Genomic DNA, 19,156 nt, shown 5'->3' with positions numbered 1-19,156 from the left:
GCCCTCAAATCTCGACGAAGGAGCTGTACTCAGGATGTTCTGCGCACCACTCTCTGGCGGCCTCACGGGCCAGCTCGAGCACCTCGACCACCTGCTTTCGGCGGGCGCGGTTGAGGTGGGTGCAGGACACGTGCAGCGGCGCGAGCGGTTCGGTCGCCGGAATATGGACGACCGTGCCGCGCGCCAAATCCTCGCGCAGCGCGGTGAGCGCCAGCGCCGAGGCGCCGTAGCCGCCGCGCACCATCTCGCAGATCGTCGAGAGCGAATTGCCGTAATGGCGCGGCGCGGGACGCTCGCGCATGTCGTCGACATAGTCGGCGACCGGCGTGAAGAGCGGCGAGGTCTTGGGATAGAGCACCAGCGGCAGCTTGCGCAGCTCGTCCGGGCTCATCGGCATCGCCCTGCCCTCGATCACGTCGGGTCGCGCCACCCAGCCCACGTCGTAGCGCACGGCGAAATCCGTGCCGCGTGCCCTGTCGCCGGTCGCGGTGAAGGCAGCGTCCAGCGTGCCGGCCTCGACAAAGCGGCGCAGCTGCAGGTCCGATCCGGCGTAAATGTCGAGGATCAGCTCGGGGTGCGCCGCCTCGACCGCGGCGCGCAGCAGCGGACCCCAAGTCAGCGCGGCCATGCCCGCAAGCCCGATGCTCAGGCCGCGCTTTTGCTTGTCCTGCAGCCGCCCCATCATCGCCTCGCGCAGATTCAGGAAGTCGACAGCGAACTCGGCCACCTCAAGCCCCTGATCGGTCAACACGAAGCCCGGCGCTTCGCGGTCGATGAGGGTCTTGCCGAGGTCCTTCTCGAGCGACTGAATCCGCGCGGAAACCGCAGGCTGCGTCAGACCCAGATGCTCTGCCGTCTGCCTGTAATTATGAAACTCGCTAAGCCAGTAGAAGGCTTCGAGCTGTTTGAAGTTCATTCCCTTGTCTCCGATATCAAGGCCACACCCAAGGAGTTCCCATGACTGTCGCCGTCTATCTTCCCCTCGCCGATAAGACCCAATGGTGGGTGGATATGCTGCAAGACCTGCTGCCCGGATGGACGGTCCAGCCGCTGGATGAGGTAACCGACCCCGAGGCGGTCACCTATGCCGTCGTCTGGCGTCCGCGCACCGGCGATCTGGCCAAGCTGCCCAACCTCAAGGCCATCGTCTCGATCGGCGCCGGCATCGACCACGTGCTGGCCGACGAAGCGCTGCCGCAGGGCGTGCCGATCATCCGCACCGTGGGCACCGACCTCACCCAGCGCATGCGCGAATATGTGGCGCTGCAGGTGCTGCGCCATCACCGCGACATGCCGCGCCAGTTGCAGGCGCAGGCCGAGAAGGACTGGCACGCGATCGTCGTTCCCGTCGCCCCGAACCGCATCGTCGGCGTCATGGGTCTTGGCAACCTCGGCACCGCTGCGGCGCAGACGCTGGCCGGGCTCGGCTTCACCACGCGCGGCTGGTCGAAGTCGCCCAAGAGAATCGAGGGCGTCGAGACCTTCACCGGCCCCGAGCAGTTCGACGACTTCCTGTCGGGCTGCGAGATCCTCGTGAACCTGCTGCCGCTCACCGACCAGACCCGCGGCCTGATGAATGCCGAGCTTTTCGGCAAGCTGGCCAAGGGCGCCTGCGTGATCAACTGCGCGCGCGGCCCGCACCTCGTGGACGAGGACCTGCTGGCGGCGCTGGACAGCGGCCAGATCAAGCAGGCGACGCTCGACGTCTTCCACCAAGAGCCGCTGCCGACCGACAACCCGTTCTGGGATCATCCGGCGATCACCGTGACGCCGCATGTGGCCTCGCAGATCGACGCGGCCACCGGCGGGCGGATCATCGCCGCCAACCTCAAGACCTATGAGGAAACCGGCACTTGCGCCGATCTGGCGGATGCGGGGCGCGGCTACTGAGCCGCCCCCTACCCTGGGAGCAAAACCGCGGGGGCGGGCGTGTCGCATCACGCCCGCCCCTTTGCTTTAGGCATGCTGGCCACCGTTGACGTCGATCGAGGCACCATTGACGTAAGAGGCCTGTTCAGAGCACAGGAACAGCACCACGCGCGCCACCTCATCGGGCTTGCCGAGGCGGCGCAGCGGAATGATCTCGGCCATTTCCTCGGTCCCCGGCGAGAGGATCTCGGTCTCGATCTCGCCCGGCGTCACCATGTTCACCCGCACCCCGCGCGGGCCAAGCTCTGCCGCCGCCTCGCGGGTCAGCGCGGCCAGCGCCGCCTTCGAGCAGGCATAGGCCGCCCCGGCGAACGGGTGCACCCGCGAGCCGACGATCGAGCCGACGTTGACCACCGCGCCCTTGCCCTGTTCGAGCTCGGGCAGCAGATCGCGCATCAGCGCCGCCGGTCCCATCAGGTTCACCGCCAGAACCTGCCGCCAGACCTCGTCGGAGCTTTCGGCAATGCCGAGCCGCGAGCCGCCCTCGCCTTTCGGAGAAATCCCGGCGTTGTTGACGATGGCGTTGAGCGGGCCACCACCAAGGCTTTCGCGCACCCGCGCCACCAGATCGGCGCGGTTCTCGGGGTTCGACAGATCGCCCTGAAAGTGATCGGTGGATCCGGCGTGCCACGGGCAGCGGTCATCAAAGCCCGTGCGTGAGACGGTCAGCACCCGCCAGCCCGCCGCCTGGAACACCTTCACCGTGGCATGGCCGATCCCCCGGCTCGCCCCGGTCAGCAATAACGTCTTTTGCATGTCTCGTGCCTCTCAGTCTGCTGCGCTGCGCCATGTGCTGGCGCCGCGCCTCTGCACTTTGTCAGATATGGAAGGCAATGCCTTCGCCCGCCAGCCCGCCGCCAAGCGCCGAGACCGTGCCATCGGCGCGCCAGCAGGCGGCCCCGGTCATCTCGCCGTCGGCGCCAAAGGCGATGGCATTCATCCCGCCGCCGATATGCGGCACCACGCGCACCTCATGGCCCATCGCGGTCAGCGCCTCGGCATGATGCGCGTACGCCGGCTCAAGCTCCACATGCGCGCCCTCGGTCCAGACCCGAGGCGCCTCGACCGCCTGCTGCGGGGTCATGCCGAAATCGATCATATTGATGATCGCCTGCATCGCCGAGGGGAAGATGCGAACGGCCCCCGGCAGCCCCAGCGCAAAGCTCGGCTTGCCATCCTTCAGCACGATCATCGGCGCCATGGAGGTGGGCACGCGCTTGCCCGGCGCGATCGACAACGCCTTCCCGGGATGCGGGTCGAAGTTGTACATGTAGTTGTTGGGGATCATGCCGGTCCCCGGCACCATGAAGCGCGCACCAAAAAGACCGTTGATCGTATGCGTCGCCGAGACGATCCGCCCATCGCGATCTGCCACGGTGATATGCGTGGTGTTGCGGCTCTCATAGCCCGGCGGCACATGGCCCGCGCCGCCCGCGGGGCGCATGCGGTCGCGGCACGCCTCGCCATAGGCCTTGGAGATCAGCTTCTCGACCGGGATATCGACGAAATCGGGATCGCCCGAGGCGGCGCGGCGATCCTCGAAACCGATGCGGATGGCCTCGGCCAGAAGGTGCAGGCGCTCGGGGCTGTCAAAGCCCATAGCCGCCAGATCAAAGTCCTCGAGGATGTTGAGCATCTGCGCCACATGCACGCCCGACGAGGCGGGCGGCGGCGGGCCAACGATGTCATGGCCGCGATAGCTGCCGAAGATCGCCTCGCGTTCCTTCGCGGTATAGCCCTCGAGATCCGCCATGGAGACGAGCCCCGCATCCGGCCCGCCGGTGGCGAGGCGGTCAACCAGCGCGCGGCCCAGAGCGCCACCGTGCAACGCCGCAGCGCCTTCCTTGGCCACGAGCTTCAAGCTCTCGGCATAGTCGCTCTGCACCAGCCGATGGCCGGGCTTCGCCGGGGTGCCGCCGGGCAGGAAGATGCGCGAGATCTCGGGATCCTTCGACATGTCTTCGGCGTGGCGCTCAATGTTCGAGGCAAGATAGTTGGTCACCGCAAAACCGCGCTGCGCGTAACGGATCGCCGGGGCGATCACATCCTCGAAGGGCAGCGCGCCATGGGCCTTTTGCATCGCGCACCAGCCCTGCAGATTGCCGGGCACCGCGACCGCCGAGGGGCCCACGAGATTGCGCCGCCCGACCGTCTCCATGTAGTCCGGCAGCCGGTCCGAGACCGGCTGGAACATGTCCGGCGTTGCCGCCGCGGGGGCCTGCGACAGGCAGTCATAAACCGTGTGCTCTCCGTCCGGCAGGCGCAGATGCGCCACGCCGCCGCCGGCAATCCCCACCATCATCGGCTCGACCACCGTCAGCGCCAGCAGCGAGGCCACCGCCGCATCCACCGCATTGCCGCCCGAGGCGAGCATCTCGTGTCCCGCCACCGAGCCAAGCGGATGGTTGGTCACCACAATACCCTGCGAGCTTTGCGCCGGGGTCTTGCGGCAAACAAAGGGGAGCGGCGGGTTTTCGGAGGTCATGAGCTTTGCTTTCCTGTTCGGTCTTTCAGAGCCACACCCACGTCGGAAATCGGGGCGGGTTGTGGTTTCGGTCAGCGTATGACCGAGGTGATCCTAGGTCACGGGAAAACTCCCGTCCCGGCGCGCTCTGCCGTGCTTGCAGAGCAAGAAATGCAGGGTTTGCGGCACGCCGGGCAAGCCTGCCGGAGGCTGGCATCTGCACTATGTGCATTGCCCGGGGGAAGTTAAGGGACTCGCAAGAGAAATGCCGCTTGGGCGACAGTTTGGCCTGTTTTTTGCACAGGCCTGCCTTCTGCAGTGCGGTTTCGGAATCCGCGCTGGAGAGCGCCACATCAAAACTGACCGAATGGTCTATTTTTCGCCTGATATGGTGGTTTGCACCACACCACCAAAACGAAGAGACCCGAGCTCGCAGCACCCCTACTGCCGCCATCCACGGGCCCGCGTCACCGCGTCGGAAAAACGGGACATGCGTGCTGCCCTGTCACAGGCACGGGGGGTGATTTCTGCCCTCGGCAGCGGGGCGGGCACCTCCACGCCCAGTCCCAGTGCCGCCAGTTGCGCCGCGCCATAGGCCGTGAGTTCTTCGGTCCCCGGCAGCACGATCTGCGCGCCGGTCACATCCGCGAGGAACTGGCACAGGTATTCCGAGCGGCTCAGCCCACCGTCCACGGAAATGCGCTCGATGGCACCCTGCGTTTGCCCCATCCGTACCACCACCTCAGCCGCGCGCAGCGCCACGCCTTCGATCAGCGCCTGCGCCAGATCATCGCGCGTCGTGGCTCCGGTCATGCCAATGAAGAGCCCTGCAGCAGACCCGTCCCAATGCGGCGCGGCAAGGCCCGACAGCGCGGGAACGAAAGCCAGATCGCGATCAATGGCGGGCGCAGCATCAAACGCCGCCAGCGCCTCCGGGCTGTCCAAAAGCCCAACGCGCAGCGCCCATTCCACCGCCGCGCCAGCCGCGTGCACACCGCCGTCGCTGGCAAAACGCGTCCGCTCGCCGAAACGCCACGCCACCGTCGGCAGCAGCCCGCTGCCCTCCAGATCGGGGCGTGTCTCCCCTGCCAGCGCCAATGCGAAGGCCCCGGTTCCGAAGGTGATCTTCGCATCCCCCGGCGCGCGGCACCCATGGCCGTAAAGCGCCGCCTGCTGATCAACGATAGCTGCGGTCACCGGGGTTTCGCCGATGCGCCCGAAGTCGCTTACCGTGGCGCGGATCTCGGGCAGGCACTCCAGCGGGACACCGAAGAGCGCGCAGAGGTCCGGATCCCAACTGCCCGTCTCCAGCGACATGAGCGATGTCCGCGAGGCGGTGGTCACATCGGTCAGCGCCGCGCCGGTCAGGTTCTGCAGAAAAAAGGCGTCCGTTGTGCCGAGCCGAAGCCGCCCTGTGCGATGCGCCTCGGCCACCTGCGGCTGCGTTTCCAGAAGCCACGCCAGTTTCGAGGCTGAAAAATAGGGATCGAGCGGCAGACCGGCCCGCGCGCGCACCATCGCCTCGGCATCTGTCATCTTAGCGAGGCGCGCCTCCGTGCGCCGGTCCTGCCAGACGATGATGCGCGACAGTGGCGCGCCGGTCTGGGCATCCCACGCAAGGCAGCTTTCGCCTTGGTTCGACAGGGCGATGGCATCCACCGGGCCCGCCGCATCAATCACCGCGCGCAGGTTGGCCAGAAGCTCGGCGGGATCATGTTCGACCCGTTCGGCGGCGGGAAAATGTTGCGCGTGGCGCAGCGCCTTAACAATCCGGCAGCCGCCGCGCGCATCGACCAGCAGGCCGCGCGTCGAGGTCGTCCCCTGATCGAGCGCCAGAATTCGCATGGCTCAGCCTCTTTCTTCCAACCGCAGCTCAAGCTCCTGTCCGGACAGGCCGCCTGTTCGCGCCGGAACCTTAAGTCGGAGGGGCTGCTCGGGATAGCTGTTGACCCGGCGCGACGCGACCTCTTGCCCCGCCGCGTTGCGGAGCACGAGGCGCCCGCGCGCCGTCCCCTCGGCACGGATATTGAGCACGCAATCCACCTCCGCGCGGGCCAGCGATTGCGGCACCACGTAGCGCAGCCCTTCGCCAAGTTTGATGCGCGGTCCCGCCTGCGGGATCGACGCGTCCGTCGAAAGGTCCTCTGCGATCCGCCGCGCGATGCGCCGACCTTCGGCCCAGCAATGGCCCGCCGTCTCGACCGGGTGCAGTACGTTGCCTGCAACAAAGACCTGCGGATCGCAACTGCGACCCTCGGCATCGACGTCCGGCCCCAGCGTGCCCGGATCGATCCGCAGCGCGCTTTGCCGGGCCAATGTAGCCTCGGGTGTGAAGCGGCCGGAAAAGACGATGCCGTCACACTCCAGACGCTGCTCCGTGCCATCGGCCTTGCGCAGGCACAGCGCCTCGACTCGGGTGCGGCCTTCGATCGAGAGCAATTGCGCCCCGCAATGGACCGGCACGCGCAGCGCCCGGCAGAGCTGCATGAAGAGCGAACGGGTGCGCGGCGCCCGGTCGGGCTCGATCAGTGCGACGGGGCGGATTCCGTGACGGCGGCAGGTGAGCAGTGCGGAGAGCGAGACAAGCTCGCTGCCAATGATCACCGGTCGTGCGAAAGGGGCGCGGCCGTCGAGATAGACGAAGGATTGCAGCGCGGCGGTGTTCATCACCCCTAGAGGGCGGAGCCCCGGTGCCAGCAGTTGGGCGCGGGACTGCTCACGAGTGCCCGTTGCAATGAGGATGCGGCGGGCAGTGAGGTGCTCGATCCCCTCGGTCGTGGCCACTTCGAGCACGCCGCCGGGTTTCAGCTCAAGCACGCTGCTGCGGGTGCGTATCTCGACCCCGGCACGCTCCGCCTCGGCCACCAAACGGCGCGCATAGGCAGGGCCACTGAGGATCCGGCGAAACTCGCGCATGCCAAACGGCGGATGGCCGCAATGGCGCGGCATCCCGCCTGCAGCTTCAAACCTTTCGAGCAGCAGAACCCTTTCAACGCCGAGCGCTTTGAGCGTCGTGGCGGCCGAGAGGCCCGCTGGCCCGCCACCGACAACGATCACGTCATAGTCATCGCGGGCGGTCATGGCGCGTCCTCCGAGACCATCGGCGCGCGCAGACGGCCTTCGCACAGGCTGGCGATCCGGGCGAGGCAGTTGAACCCCTGACAGCGGCCCATGGCGCAGCGGGTGCGGCGGCGGAGGCCGCCGAAATCGCCCGGCGGCAGCGGGCTTTGCAGCGCCGCCTCAACCTCGCGCGTTGTGACCATTTCGCAGTGGCACAGGATGCCGTCATGTCCCGGCCGCTGCCAGTCTCGTGGGCGGTGTTCGGCAAGGTTGGGCACCTTGACGACTGGCGGCGCGGCGACGGCGGGCCCGGACGCGGAATACGCCTGTGCCCAAAGGTCGAAAACGTGGCGTGCGATGCCCAGTGAGGCGGTGAGCCCGGTGGACCGGATCCCCCCGGCGCAATAATAGCCAAGGTCGGCATCGGCATGGACACGGTATTCCTTGCGCTCACTCGCTGGGCGCAATCCGGCATAGACCGCCGTGACCGGCATGTCGCGCAGCCCCGGCACCATCTCTCCGGCTCTTGCGATCAGCGCGTCAAGCTCGGGCCGGGTGACATCGGGACGGTCGCGCGCCTCCTGCTCTTCCGCCGTCGGGCCGACCAGAAGGTTGCCGAACGCCGTGCGCGTCAACACGATGCCCTTGGTCCGGTCGCTCGGCACCGGCAGCAGGATCGTACGCAGCAGCGCCGATGCCGCCTTGTCGAAGACCACGAATTGCCCCTTCCGCGGGCGGATCTCAAAGCGGCTGGCGCCGGTCAACATCGCCTCAATATGATCCCCGTACAGACCCGCGCAATTGACCACAGTTCTTGCGCGCAACTCTCCCGCAGCAGTCGCCAGATGCCAAGTGCCGCCGTCGCGCCGCGCCGATTGAAGCGGCGCGGCAAACATGAAGCGCGCGCCAAGCGCCTGCGCCTGCGTCGCATAGGCGAGCGGCGCCGACCACGGGTCGACCACATGCTCGCGCGGCACCAGAAGCGCGGCGCGCACGTCCCCCGCCAGATGCGGCTCGCGGGCGAGCACCTCGGCGCGAGAGATCAGCCGCGCGTCGCTCACCCCATTTTCCTGCGCCTGCGCAAGCAAGTCTGGCAGACGCTCTTCCTCCTGCGCGGTCCACGCCGCCACCATCGCGCCGGTCTCCAGAAGTGGCAGGTTCATCTCATTGCGAATGCTGAGGTATTCGTCATAGGCCTGCTGCATGCAGTGCAGTTCAAGCGACCCCGGCGGCGCGTCGAACCCGGTGTGCAGGATCGCGCTATTGGCTTTCGACGCGCCGGATAGGATGTCTGTGCCCGCCTCGATCACCACAACGCGGGCGCCTTCCAAGGCAAAGCGTCGCGCCATCGCGCAGCCCACAACACCGGCCCCGATGATTGCGACGTCCGTGTCGGGCACTGAAATGGTCAAGCTACGCCTCCGTCACTTTCCAAAGCGCGAAATGATTGGCGCTTTGGATTTTGACTGATCGTGCATCATAATGACTGTATCCACAACATTGCGGCAGTGCATGAACAAGAAAACCCGCCGACCGGGGCGGGCTTTGCGGAAAGTTTCAGCGCATGGGCCGTCACTCGTCGGGCGCGATGATTAGATCGACCCCTGCCGCGCGCAGTGCCGCCTGCATCTCGGCGGTGGGCAAACGGTCAGTCACCAAACGATCAATGTCTGTGAGCGCCGCCACCTCGAACACCGCCGCGCGGCCAAGCTTGCTGTGATCCGCCAGCACGGTGACCTCTTCCGCGCGCGAGACCATGGCGCGGGCAAGTTCCGTCTCGCGCAGGTCAAAATCCATGATTTCCCCGGTGGTCATCCCGCCGATCGTGAGCACCGCATGGCGGGCCTTGAAACGGCCAAGCTGTTCGATGGCCAGCGCGCCCAGCGTCTCGCGACCCTCGGCGGCAATCTCGCCGCCGACGAGGTAGACCCGATGCTGGCCCTCGGGGCGGGAAAGAAGGCGGGCGATCTCCGGCGAATTGGTGATCACGGTAAGCGCGCGCCGCCGCGCCAACGCCCGTGCAAAGGCGATCGTTGTCGATCCGGTGTCGATGAAGATCACCGCCCCCTCGTCAAAGAGGCCCGCGGCGCAGCGCCCGATCGCCGCCTTTTCGCCCGCCAATGTCTCCATCCGCGTGTCGAAAGGCCCCTCGACAAGCCCGCCGTCGCCCCGGCTCGAGGCTTTGCGGGCCCCGCCGTGAAACTTGCGGATCCGCCCCGCCCCGTCCAATTCGTTCAGATCGCGCCGGATCGTCTCGCGGGAGGCATCGAACCTTTCGGCAAGACTGTCGACAAGCACCTCCCCGAGATCCTCGACAAGTTGCACAATCATTTCCCGGCGCGCAGCTGGCTTCACGAGGGTCCTCCCAAAAACATTCACCAAAATGGTGACGGTTTGGTCACCAATATAGACTGTTTCCACAGGTTGGCGGAACGGGTTACCCGGCGCAACGGGAATGGGAAGGATGGGCTGCCCGCGAACGCGCTTCGGCGCGCAGGTGATCAATCCTGCGGCCTTCCGGGGCAAAACACCGGGTTTGGAGCCTTCGCGAAGCTTATTTCAGACGGTCGGCAATCAGGCCCAGCGGGTGACGCATCGGCATGCCCGCGAGCCGCTCCGTCTGGCAGCGGCAGGAAAACCCCGTGGCCACTGCCTCCTCAGCCTTGGCCAAAGGCTCCGCCCAAGACATATCGAACAGCTTGCGAGACATCTGCTGGTGCCGTTCTTTGTGCCCAAACATGCCCGCCATGCCGCAGCAGCCGGTCGCGGGCGTGTCGATCTGCAGGCCAAGCGCGGCAAACACCTCCTGCCAGTCTTTCCGCGCCCCCGGCGCTCCGGTACTTTCGGTGCAATGGGTGAAGAGGCTCAGCGCCCCGCCGGGCACCTGCGGCAGCGTCGCCCCGCGCCGGACCTCCGCCGCAAGAAATTCCTGCGGCAAGAGCACCTCCGGCACGTCGAGCCCCGCCTTGCGATAGTCCTGCCGCAGCGCCATGACGAAGGCCGGGTCGAGACCGATCATCGGCGCGCCGCTGGCCGCGCCGTTGCTGAGCGCCGCCACCAAACGCCCCGCCATCTTCGCAGACCCCGCCCGGTCGCCAAGATCGCCCGCCACTTTGCCCGCTGGCAGCATCTCGACAAAGAGCGGCGCATAACCGAGCGCCGTGAGGCCTTGATAGACATCGCGCTGCGTCACGCCGTCATAGAGCGCCGAGAACCAATCCATCCACACAAGAACCGCACGCTCCGGAAGCGCGCGCTGTTTGAGCTCGGCCAGCGAGATCCGTGCCGAACGCGGCAAGGGGTGCGCTAGTTCTCCGGGTAAATCCGTCACGCCCAGCATCACCTCTGCCACGCGCCGTGCGAGCGGCCAGAACGGTCGTATCACGGGTGCCGCGCGCAGCATGAGCGGGCTCAGACGTTCGGCCAGCAGCATCGCCCGGTCGGTCAGCGGCCGCGCCTTGCGGGTGTAGACCTCCGCGTAGAACGCCGCCCGCATCGCCGGGATGTCCACCTGCACCGGGCAGGTCGAGGCGCAGGCCTTGCAACCGAGGCAGGTGTCGAGCGTGCCGAGAAGGTCCGCCTCGTCTATCGTCGCCTCTCCGGTCTGCCGGTCCCCGTGCCATGCGCGCAGCGCATCGGCGCGTCCCTTCGGCGAGTGTCGCACGTCCCCCGTCGCCTTGAAGGACGGGCACATGGGCACGCTCGCCGCATAGCTGAGGCATTGGGCATTGCCGTTGCAGCGGAAAGCCTTTTCCAGCGGATCGCCCTCAGGTGCGTTGAACGGGCGGAAGGGTGTCGTGGCGATACCCATGACCGGCGCGCCCGCGGCGACCAGTTTGCCGGGATTGAAACGCCCCGAAGGATCGAAGGCGGCCTTTACCCCCTGCAGCGCGGCATAGGCCTCCGGCCCGATCCAGCCCTCGAGATAGGCACCGCGCACCCCTTTGCCGTGCTCGCCCCAGAAGATGCCGCCATGGCGGTTGACCAACTCGAAGATCTCGTCAGAGACCTGCACCAGCCGCGCGCGGCCCTCCTCTGCGTCAATGTCGAGCGCCGGGCGGATGTGCAGGCAGCCGACGTCCACATGGCCGTAGATGCCAAAACTCAGCCCATGCCGGGTGAGAATGTCGAGAAAACCGTCGAGGAACTCCGGCAGCGTCTCGGGCGGCACAACACAATCTTCGACGAAGGCAACGGGGCGCGCCCGGCCGTCGATCTTGCCCAAGAGCCCGACACCGGCCGAGCGGACCGCCCAAAGGTCGCGGATTTCATCGCTGCCTGCCGCGACATGCACCGCCCGGATGCCGGGCAAGCCCTGCAGACGCGCCTCGCAAGCCGCGATGCGCGCCGCAAGTTCCGCGGCATCGTCGCCATTGAATTCGACGAATGTGTAGGCCAGCGCCTCACCGCCCAGCGGACGCAGGGTTTCGGGCAGGCGGCCAAGCAGACCGGCCTCTTCGGCGAGGGCCTGCACCCGCTCGTCCATCACCTCGATGGCGGTCGGATTGTCCTGCAGAAGCGGCATCGCAGCGGCCAGCGAGTCGCGGAAACTGGCAAACCCGGCGACCACGAGGCGCTTTTCCTTGGGCAGCGGGCGGAGCTTCACCCGGATGCGGGTGATCGGCCCAAGCGTGCCTTCGGATCCGGGGAACAGCCGCCACCACTGAAAGCCGCCCTCTTCGGGGCAGGCGCGCTCGAGGTCATAGCCGGTGAAGCGACGGTTGAGCCGCGGGGTGTTTTTGATGAAGGCCGCGCGCCCGGCCCGCGCTGCGGTTTCTGCCGCCGCCAGCATCGGCGCGGCCCAGTCCGGCGCGTCGCTGAGGCTGGAGACCAGCCCCTGCCCCCGCGCGATCTCGACCCCCAAGAGATTGTCCGAGGTCTTGCCGTAGATGCGCGAGCCCTTGCCCGAAGCATCGGTCGACACCATGCCGCCGACGACACAGCGGGTCGAGGTCGAGGTTTCAGGCGCAAAGAACAGCCCCTTAGGCCGCAGCTGCGCGTTCAGATCGTCGAGCACGATGCCCGGCTCCACGTCGGCCCATTGTCCCTCGGGATCGACCTCCAGCAGCCGGTGCATATGGCGGCGCATGTCGAGGATGATGCCGCGGTTGAGGCTCTGGCCATTGGTGCCGGTGCCGCCGCCGCGCGCGGTCAGCGGGACATGGGCAAACTCGGGACGCTCCAGCACCGACATGCAGGCCGCCACATCCGCAGCATCGCGCGGCGCGACGATGAGGTCGGGCAGGATGCGATAGACGGAATTGTCGGTGGACATGGCCGCCCTCAGCGCGCTGTCACGCGTCACCTCTCCGCGAAAGCCCGCGTCCTTCAGGGCGCGCGGAAGTCGGTCGATGGCGTCGGAAAGGCTGCGGTCGGTGGCGGTCATCTGGGTCTCCTGTCTGGCGGCATATTGACCGAAGACCCGCATTCTTTGAAATTGAAACATATGAAGATTGATTCAGAAAATACGAACTTCAACCTGCGCCACCTGCGCGCCATCCACACAATCCGCGCCGAGGGCAGCTTTGCCCGCGCCGCGGACCGTCTGGGTGTGGTGCCCTCGGCGCTGACCGAGACGGTCCGCCAGCTTGAGGACATCGCCGGCGGCGCGCTCTTTGACCGCCGGTCCCGCCCGCCTGCGCCAACGCCGCTGGGACAGGAGTTTCTTGAAGAGACGGCACCGCTGCTCGCGGCCATGGACCGCGCGCTGTCGCGGCTGCGCGATCGGGCGCGCGGTCTGCGCGGGCGCCTTCGGATCGGCGCGACGCCCTCGGCGATCACCCCGCATGTGGCCCCGGCGATTGCCGCTTTCCGTCAGAGCCATCCCGATGTGGAACTGACCTTGCATGACGATGTTGCCGAGGCGCTGGCGGGCATGGTCGCCGACGACCGGCTGGATCTGGCCATCGCGGGACGCGCCCGCAGCTCGCCAGAGCTTGTTCAGACCGAGATCGCCGCCGATCTCTTCGGGCTGGCCTGCGCCGCGGGTCACCCTCTGGCGCGTGCCGCGGCGGCGGTTCCGCTGGATGCCATTGATCCGCAAGAGCTCATTCACCTTGGCGCGGACACCGGCACCTCGCGGCTGCTTGCGGGCGCGGCGCTGCCCGCGCGGTTCAAAACCGGCCCGCTGCGGAGCCATTCCACCATCGCGCAGCTTTGCCTCGTACGCGCGGGCGTGGGCATCGCGCTGCTGCCGCGCAATGCGGTAGAGCTGTTCAACGATCCGGGCATCGCCTTCGTCCCGCTCGCGGACCTGCGGCTCGAACGCAAGCTCTACCTGCTGACCCCGGCGCGGCGCGCGCCCTCGCCCACCGCCGCCGCCTTCGAAGAGCAGTTTCGCGACCTTCGTGCGAAGACGACCGAAAGCCGCGCGGAGCGTTGAGCGCAAGCCAGCCGCTCTACCCTGACCGGCTGGCCCTTCACATGCTTTTCAGCGTAGCCAGAAGCTCGGCCTCAGAGATGGGTTTTGCAAGCCGGGGCACGCCGGTCATCGCCTCGCCGTCATAGCCCGAGATGATCACCACCGGCACACCATGCGCCATCAGCTTGTCCAGCACCGCTGTCGAGCGCTCGCCCGCAAGGTTCTCGTCCAGCAGGGCAAGGTCAGGCATGCCCTTCTCAAGCGCCTCGAGCGCCGTAGCAACGGTGCCATGTTGACCAAAAAGCGCATAGCCTGCGTCTTCCATCATACCCGCAAGGTCCAATGCGATGATCGGCTCGTCCTCGACGATCAGGACCGTCGTTGCAGGATCATCTCCCCCTGCGATGACCTCGGCGGCGGAAGCGGAGGGCTCAGCAGACCACGCGCCGTTGCGCAGGGTTACCGCGTAGCTGAACTGCCCCGGCGCAATGGCTTGCTCGATCTGTCCCTGAAAATGGTCCTGAACCACACGCTGCAGTAGAACGGTGCCGAAGCCGCGCGGAAGGTCATCTTGAGCCTCCTCGGGCACGATGAGACCAGACTGCTCGACCCAGCGCAGCAACACCGCGCCATCTTCGCTCCGCACGCTCCAGTCCACCTCGAGCGCGCCCTCGGGATCGCCAAGCGCGCCATGTTTTAAGGCGTTGGTGCTCATCTCATGGATCATCATCGCCAGCAGTTGCGCATCGCCCGCCGGCAGCGAAACTTCGGGACCAGACAGCGACAGGCGGACGCCTTCGGCAACGCCGAAGGTTGCGATCTCGACCTCGATCACTTCGCGCAGGGTCAGACCGTCCCACTTGCGCTGCGACAGCAGACCATGGATCCGTGCCAGTGCCGCGATCCGGTCATCGAGCTTGGCCTTGTAGTCCGCGACGGTCTCGGCCGAAATCAACCGCGCCACGGCGCGCAGGATCGCCAGAATATTCCGCGCGCGGTGGTCGATCTCCTGCGACATCACCGCCTCGCGCGCCCGCGCCCGCTCCAGCTCGGCCCAAGAAATCACCGTCTCGAGCACCTTCTCGACCAGCGCCACGTCGAGCACGCCGGTCGATCGGTGCCGGGACCAGTGGATATAGAGCACCGCATGCAGCGCGCCGCCCGACAGCCACGGCACCAGCACGCCGCTGGCCAGATTGCGCGCTGACATATAGGCCGCCGTCTCGGGGTCCTGCCCTGCCTCGCCTCTGCTGACAAAGACGTCCATGCCAGCTTTGAGCTCGGCGAGCAGCGCCGGGCCAAACATCGACGCCCCCTCGGGCCGACGCGCCGAAGACTGCGGCGTATAAACCTCGCACAGCGGAACGGCGGTGCCGCTGCCGTCGAACTCCGCCAGCCCGACGAGATCGGCCCCCAGATGGGTTCCCAGCCGCTCAAGAGAGACCTGCATCCCGTCCTGCGCGCTGGTGCAATTGCGCAGCGCTTCGTTCAGCTTCACCATGCATTCGGCATTGCGCCGCTGGATCACGTTCTCGGTGGTCTCGCTCCCCGAATTCCAGACCCCAACGATTTCACCGAGCTCGCCTCGCATCGGCGTAAAGCTATAATTCCAATAGGTTTCCTCTAGATAGCCAAAGCGCTGCATGGGCAGCATCTGGTCTTCGAGGAAAAGCCCGCTGCCGCTGCGGATCACCTCGTTGAACTGTGGCTCGATGATCGACCAGATGTCGCTCCAGACCTCGCGCGCGGGCGCGCCGAGCGAGGCCGGATGCCGCGGTCCGGGGATTGGGGCCCAGGCGTCATTGTAGAGAAGCCGCAACTCCGGCCCCCAGTAGATGGCCGTGGGAAACGCCGAATTGAGACAGATCGACAGCGCGGATCGCAGCGACTGCGGCCAGTTCTCGGGCGGGCCGAAGGGATGCGCGCTCCAGTCAGTCTCACGGATACGCCGCGCCATCTCGCCGTCCCCGGCAAGAAAGTCCATTGGCCCAAAGTGCGCATCTTGCTGACGAAGCATCCTGTCCCCCCACGACGCTGATGCAGTACAACATAGCAGCCCGCGAGGCCCCGGCCATAGGCGCTGCGAGTGCTTAGCGTTGGGTCATTCGGATACCCTGCCCCACGTCGAGAGCATGCGGCCAGGTCGATCTTGGCGCTGATGCCCACACAAACGCGCAAATCGCGACCGGGGTGGGTCGCGTGGCGGTCGCTCGGCGCTGCAGGATAGGAATATAAGGCTGAGGATCGTTTTGAGAGATACGTTTTTGTTGATTTATTGTGGGTTTTACTAGGTTTGGCGGTGACCTACTCTCCCACGTCTTGAGACGCAGTACCATTGGCGCGGCAGCACTTAACGGCCGGGTTCGGAATGGAGCCGGGTGTTTTGCTTGCGCTATGACCACCAAACCAAGAAAAACCCACAACGTCGCGCGCAGCGCGACGGGTCGGCGGAAGCGACCTGCGAAGCAGGTTGCGGGCCGACACCCCCGGGAAGCTGGGAGCGACAGATACCAAGTCAAGTATTTTGTAGGGGTTGTATGCTTCGTCTGATCTTGGAACAGCCTTGCTGTTCCTGGATCGGATCAAGCCTATCGGGCCATTAGTACCGGTCAGCTGAATGCATTGCTGCACTTACACCTCCGGCCTATCGACGTGGTGGTCTTCCACGGCCCTCAGGGATACCTTGTTTTGAGGGGGGCTTCCCGCTTAGATGCCTTCAGCGGTTATCCTGTCCGATCATAGCTACCCAGCACTGCCGTTGGCACGACAACTGGTCCACCAGTGGATCGTTCACCCCGGTCCTCTCGTACTAGGGGCAACTCCTCTCAAGTATCCTACACCCACGGCAGATAGGGACCGAACTGTCTCACGACGTTCTAAACCCAGCTCACGTACCTCTTTAAATGGCGAACAGCCATACCCTTGGGACCTGCTCCAGCCCCAGGATGAGATGAGCCGACATCGAGGTGCCAAACACTGCCGTCGATATGGACTCTTGGGCAGTATCAGCCTGTTATCCCCGGCGTACCTTTTATCCGTTGAGCGATGGCCCTCCCACTTGGGACCACCGGATCACTATGGCCGTCTTTCGACTCTGCTCGACTTGTCAGTCTTGCAGTCAGGCTGGCTTCTGCCATTGCACTCAACGAGCGATTTCCGACCGCTCTGAGCCAACCTTCGCGCGCCTCCGTTACGCTTTAGGAGGCGACCGCCCCAGTCAAACTACCCGCCACACAGGGTCCCGGAACCCGATAAGGGATCGCGGTTAGACATCAAGCAATGCAAGGGTGGTATCTCAAGGGAGGCTCCACGGACACTGGCGTGTCCGCTTCGAAGCCTACCACCTATCCTGCACATGCATGGCCTGATGCCAGTGTGAAGCTGTAGTAAAGGTGCACGGGGTCTTTCCGTCTAACCGCGGGAAGCCTGCATCTTGACAGGCAATTCAATTTCGCTGAGTCGATGTTGGAGACAGCGGGGAAGTCGTTACGCCATTCGTGCAGGTCGGAACTTACCCGACAAGGAATTTCGCTACCTTAGGACCGTTATAGTTACGGCCGCCGTTTACCTGGGCTTCAATTCAGAGCTCTCACCCCTCCTTTTAACCTTCAGGCACCGGGCAGGCGTCAGACCCTATACGTCGTCTTGCGACTTCGCAGAGCCCTGTGTTTTTAGTAAACAGTCGCCACCCCCTGGTTTGTGCCCCCAGCCAAAACTTGCGTTGAAACTGGGCCTCCTTCTCGCGAACTTACGGAGGTATTTTGCCGAGTTCCTTCAACATCGTTCTCTCAAGCGCCTTGGTATTCTCTACCAGTCCACCTGTGTCGGTTTAGGGTACGGTCTCAAAGTGGGGCTATTTCCAGGAACCGCTCAGCCGCCCTTCCAATCCGATAAGGAAGAACGACCTCTGCAATCCGTCACCACCACATGGCCCAGGAATATTGACCTGGTTCCCATCGACTACGCCTTTCGGCCTCGCCTTAGGGGCCGGCTTACCCTGCTCAGATTAGCTTTAAGCAGGAACCCTTGGACTTTCGGCGAGAGTGTCTCTCACACTCTTTGTCGCTACTCATGTCATCATTCTCGCTAGTGATCTCTCCACCGGATGCCTTACAGCCCGGCTTCACAGAAAGGACTTGCTCCTCCATTACATCCCGAAGGATGCAGAAGAGGAGTAGTCCTATGTCACACTACGCTCCGCTACCATGCGCTATGCGCATCCTCGGCTTCGGCTCATGGCTTGAGCCCCGTTACATCTTCGCCGCAGGACAACTTAATTAGACCAGTGAGCTGTTACGCTATCTTTAAAGGATGGCTGCTTCTAAGCCAACCTCCTGGTTGTTTTGGTCGTCCCACCTGCTTTCCCACTTAGCCATGAATTGGGGGCCTTAGCCGGAGGTCAGGGTTGTTTCCCTCTCCACTACGGGCGTTAGCACCCGCAGTGTGTCTGCCATCTAGTACTCCCTGGTATTCGGAGTTTGGTTAGGATCAGTAAGCCTGTGGGGCCCCATTACCCATCCAGTGCTCTACCCCCAGGGGTATTCGGATGACGCTCTACCTAAATAGATTTCGCGGAGAACCAGCTATCTCCGAGTTTGATTGGCCTTTCACCCCTAGGCACAACTCATCCCGACCTTTTTCAACAGGTGTGGGTTCGGACCTCCAGTTAGTGTTACCTAACCTTCATCCTGGTCATGCCTAGATCACTCGGTTTCGGGTCTGATCCATCTAACTCATCGCCCTATTAAGACTCGCTTTCGCTGCGCCTACACCTAACGGCTTAAGCTTGCTAGATAGACCAAGTCGATGACCCATTATACAAAAGGTACGCCGTCAGCTCTCGAGGAGCCTCCGACTGATTGTAGGCGTTCGGTTTCAGGTACTGTTTCACTCCCCTCGTCGGGGTGCTTTTCACCTTTCCCTCACGGTACTGGTTCGCTATCGGTCAGTAAGGAGTACTTAGCCTTCGGGGGTGGTCCCCCGATCTTCAGACAGGATTTCACGTGTCCCGCCCTACTTAATACGTTCCATCGAGCTTCACATACGGGACTGTCACCCGCTGTGGTTGGCCTTTCCAGACCATTCTGTTCACTCTCAGGACTCGGCTGGTCCCCGTTCGCTCGCCGCTACTAGGGGAGTCTCTATTGATGTCCTTTCCTCCGGGTACTTAGATGTTTCAGTTCCCCGGGTTTGCTCTTAAAACCCTATGTGTTCAGGTTAAAAGTACCTGTTTAAGCCCGTTATAGGCTGCTCCGAAGAGCAATTATAACGAACTTTCAGGTGGGTTGCCCCATTCGGAAATTCCTGGATCAAAGCTTATTCTCAGCTCCCCAGGACTTATC

Annotated in this window: 11 protein-coding genes and 2 rRNA genes (1 of these 13 only partly in view); 2 read left to right on the top strand and 11 right to left on the bottom strand. The window is 64.8% G+C overall.

Annotation, left to right across the window (positions count from 1 at the left end; translation table 11 throughout):
* Nucleotides 1–4: 4 nt before the first annotated feature.
* On the bottom strand, nucleotides 5–916 hold the full coding sequence (locus AYJ57_RS10975; protein WP_066104909.1) for a LysR family transcriptional regulator: 912 nt from the start codon (nucleotides 914–916) through the stop codon (nucleotides 5–7).
* Nucleotides 917–957: 41 nt separating this feature from the next.
* On the opposite strand from AYJ57_RS10975, the gene AYJ57_RS10970 reads away from it, so the two are divergent.
* Nucleotides 958–1,890, top strand: a complete 933-nt coding sequence (locus AYJ57_RS10970; protein WP_066104906.1) for a 2-hydroxyacid dehydrogenase — start codon at nucleotides 958–960, stop codon at nucleotides 1,888–1,890.
* Nucleotides 1,891–1,956: 66 nt separating this feature from the next.
* On the opposite strand, the gene AYJ57_RS10965 is transcribed toward AYJ57_RS10970, so the two are convergent.
* The 7 genes from AYJ57_RS10965 to AYJ57_RS10935 form a co-directional block, all read right to left on the bottom strand.
* Entirely contained in the window at nucleotides 1,957–2,685 is a 729-nt protein-coding gene (locus tag AYJ57_RS10965; protein ID WP_066104903.1) for an SDR family NAD(P)-dependent oxidoreductase, read from the bottom strand.
* Nucleotides 2,686–2,746: 61 nt separating this feature from the next.
* Complete coding sequence (ggt, locus tag AYJ57_RS10960; RefSeq protein WP_066104901.1) at nucleotides 2,747–4,414, bottom strand: gamma-glutamyltransferase; 1,668 nt, start codon at nucleotides 4,412–4,414, stop codon at nucleotides 2,747–2,749.
* 420 nt (nucleotides 4,415–4,834) lie between these two features.
* Entirely contained in the window at nucleotides 4,835–6,238 is a 1,404-nt protein-coding gene (locus AYJ57_RS10955; RefSeq protein WP_066104898.1) for an FGGY family carbohydrate kinase, read from the bottom strand.
* Nucleotides 6,239–6,241: 3 nt separating this feature from the next.
* The gene (locus AYJ57_RS10950; RefSeq protein WP_066104896.1) at nucleotides 6,242–7,474 is read right to left on the bottom strand and encodes an NAD(P)/FAD-dependent oxidoreductase; all 1,233 of its coding nucleotides are present in this window, start codon (nucleotides 7,472–7,474) and stop codon (nucleotides 6,242–6,244) included.
* The gene (locus AYJ57_RS10945) at nucleotides 7,471–8,865 is read right to left on the bottom strand and encodes an NAD(P)/FAD-dependent oxidoreductase (protein WP_237220141.1); all 1,395 of its coding nucleotides are present in this window, start codon (nucleotides 8,863–8,865) and stop codon (nucleotides 7,471–7,473) included. Before AYJ57_RS10945 ends, AYJ57_RS10950 begins: the two co-directional genes overlap by 4 nt.
* Nucleotides 8,866–9,025: 160 nt before the next feature.
* Entirely contained in the window at nucleotides 9,026–9,784 is a 759-nt protein-coding gene (locus AYJ57_RS10940; RefSeq protein WP_066104894.1) for a DeoR/GlpR family DNA-binding transcription regulator, read from the bottom strand.
* Nucleotides 9,785–10,007: 223 nt separating this feature from the next.
* Nucleotides 10,008–12,839 carry an FAD-binding and (Fe-S)-binding domain-containing protein gene (locus tag AYJ57_RS10935; RefSeq protein ID WP_066104891.1) on the bottom strand — a complete coding sequence of 944 codons (2,832 nt, stop codon included), beginning with the start codon at nucleotides 12,837–12,839 and terminating at the stop codon, nucleotides 10,008–10,010.
* Between the two features lie 60 nt (nucleotides 12,840–12,899).
* Between AYJ57_RS10935 and AYJ57_RS10930 the strand changes: the two genes are divergently transcribed.
* Nucleotides 12,900–13,835: a LysR family transcriptional regulator gene (locus AYJ57_RS10930; RefSeq protein WP_066104888.1), complete on the top strand. Its 936-nt coding sequence runs from the start codon at nucleotides 12,900–12,902 to the stop codon at nucleotides 13,833–13,835.
* Nucleotides 13,836–13,872: 37 nt separating this feature from the next.
* On the opposite strand, the gene AYJ57_RS10925 is transcribed toward AYJ57_RS10930, so the two are convergent.
* The 3 genes from AYJ57_RS10925 to AYJ57_RS10915 all read right to left on the bottom strand — a co-directional run.
* On the bottom strand, nucleotides 13,873–15,798 hold the full coding sequence (locus AYJ57_RS10925) for an HWE histidine kinase domain-containing protein (RefSeq protein WP_066104885.1): 1,926 nt from the start codon (nucleotides 15,796–15,798) through the stop codon (nucleotides 13,873–13,875).
* A gap of 307 nt (nucleotides 15,799–16,105) precedes the next feature.
* Nucleotides 16,106–16,220: ribosomal RNA gene (gene rrf / locus AYJ57_RS10920) — 5S ribosomal RNA — on the bottom strand.
* A 172-nt stretch (nucleotides 16,221–16,392) separates the two neighbouring features.
* A 23S ribosomal RNA gene (locus tag AYJ57_RS10915) occupies nucleotides 16,393–19,156 on the bottom strand (it continues 70 nt past the right edge of the window).

The sequence above is a fragment of the Salipiger sp. CCB-MM3 genome (genome assembly GCF_001687105.1).
Classification (GTDB): Bacteria; Pseudomonadota; Alphaproteobacteria; order Rhodobacterales; family Rhodobacteraceae; genus Salipiger.
This window is presented reverse-complemented; position numbering and strand designations above follow the sequence as displayed.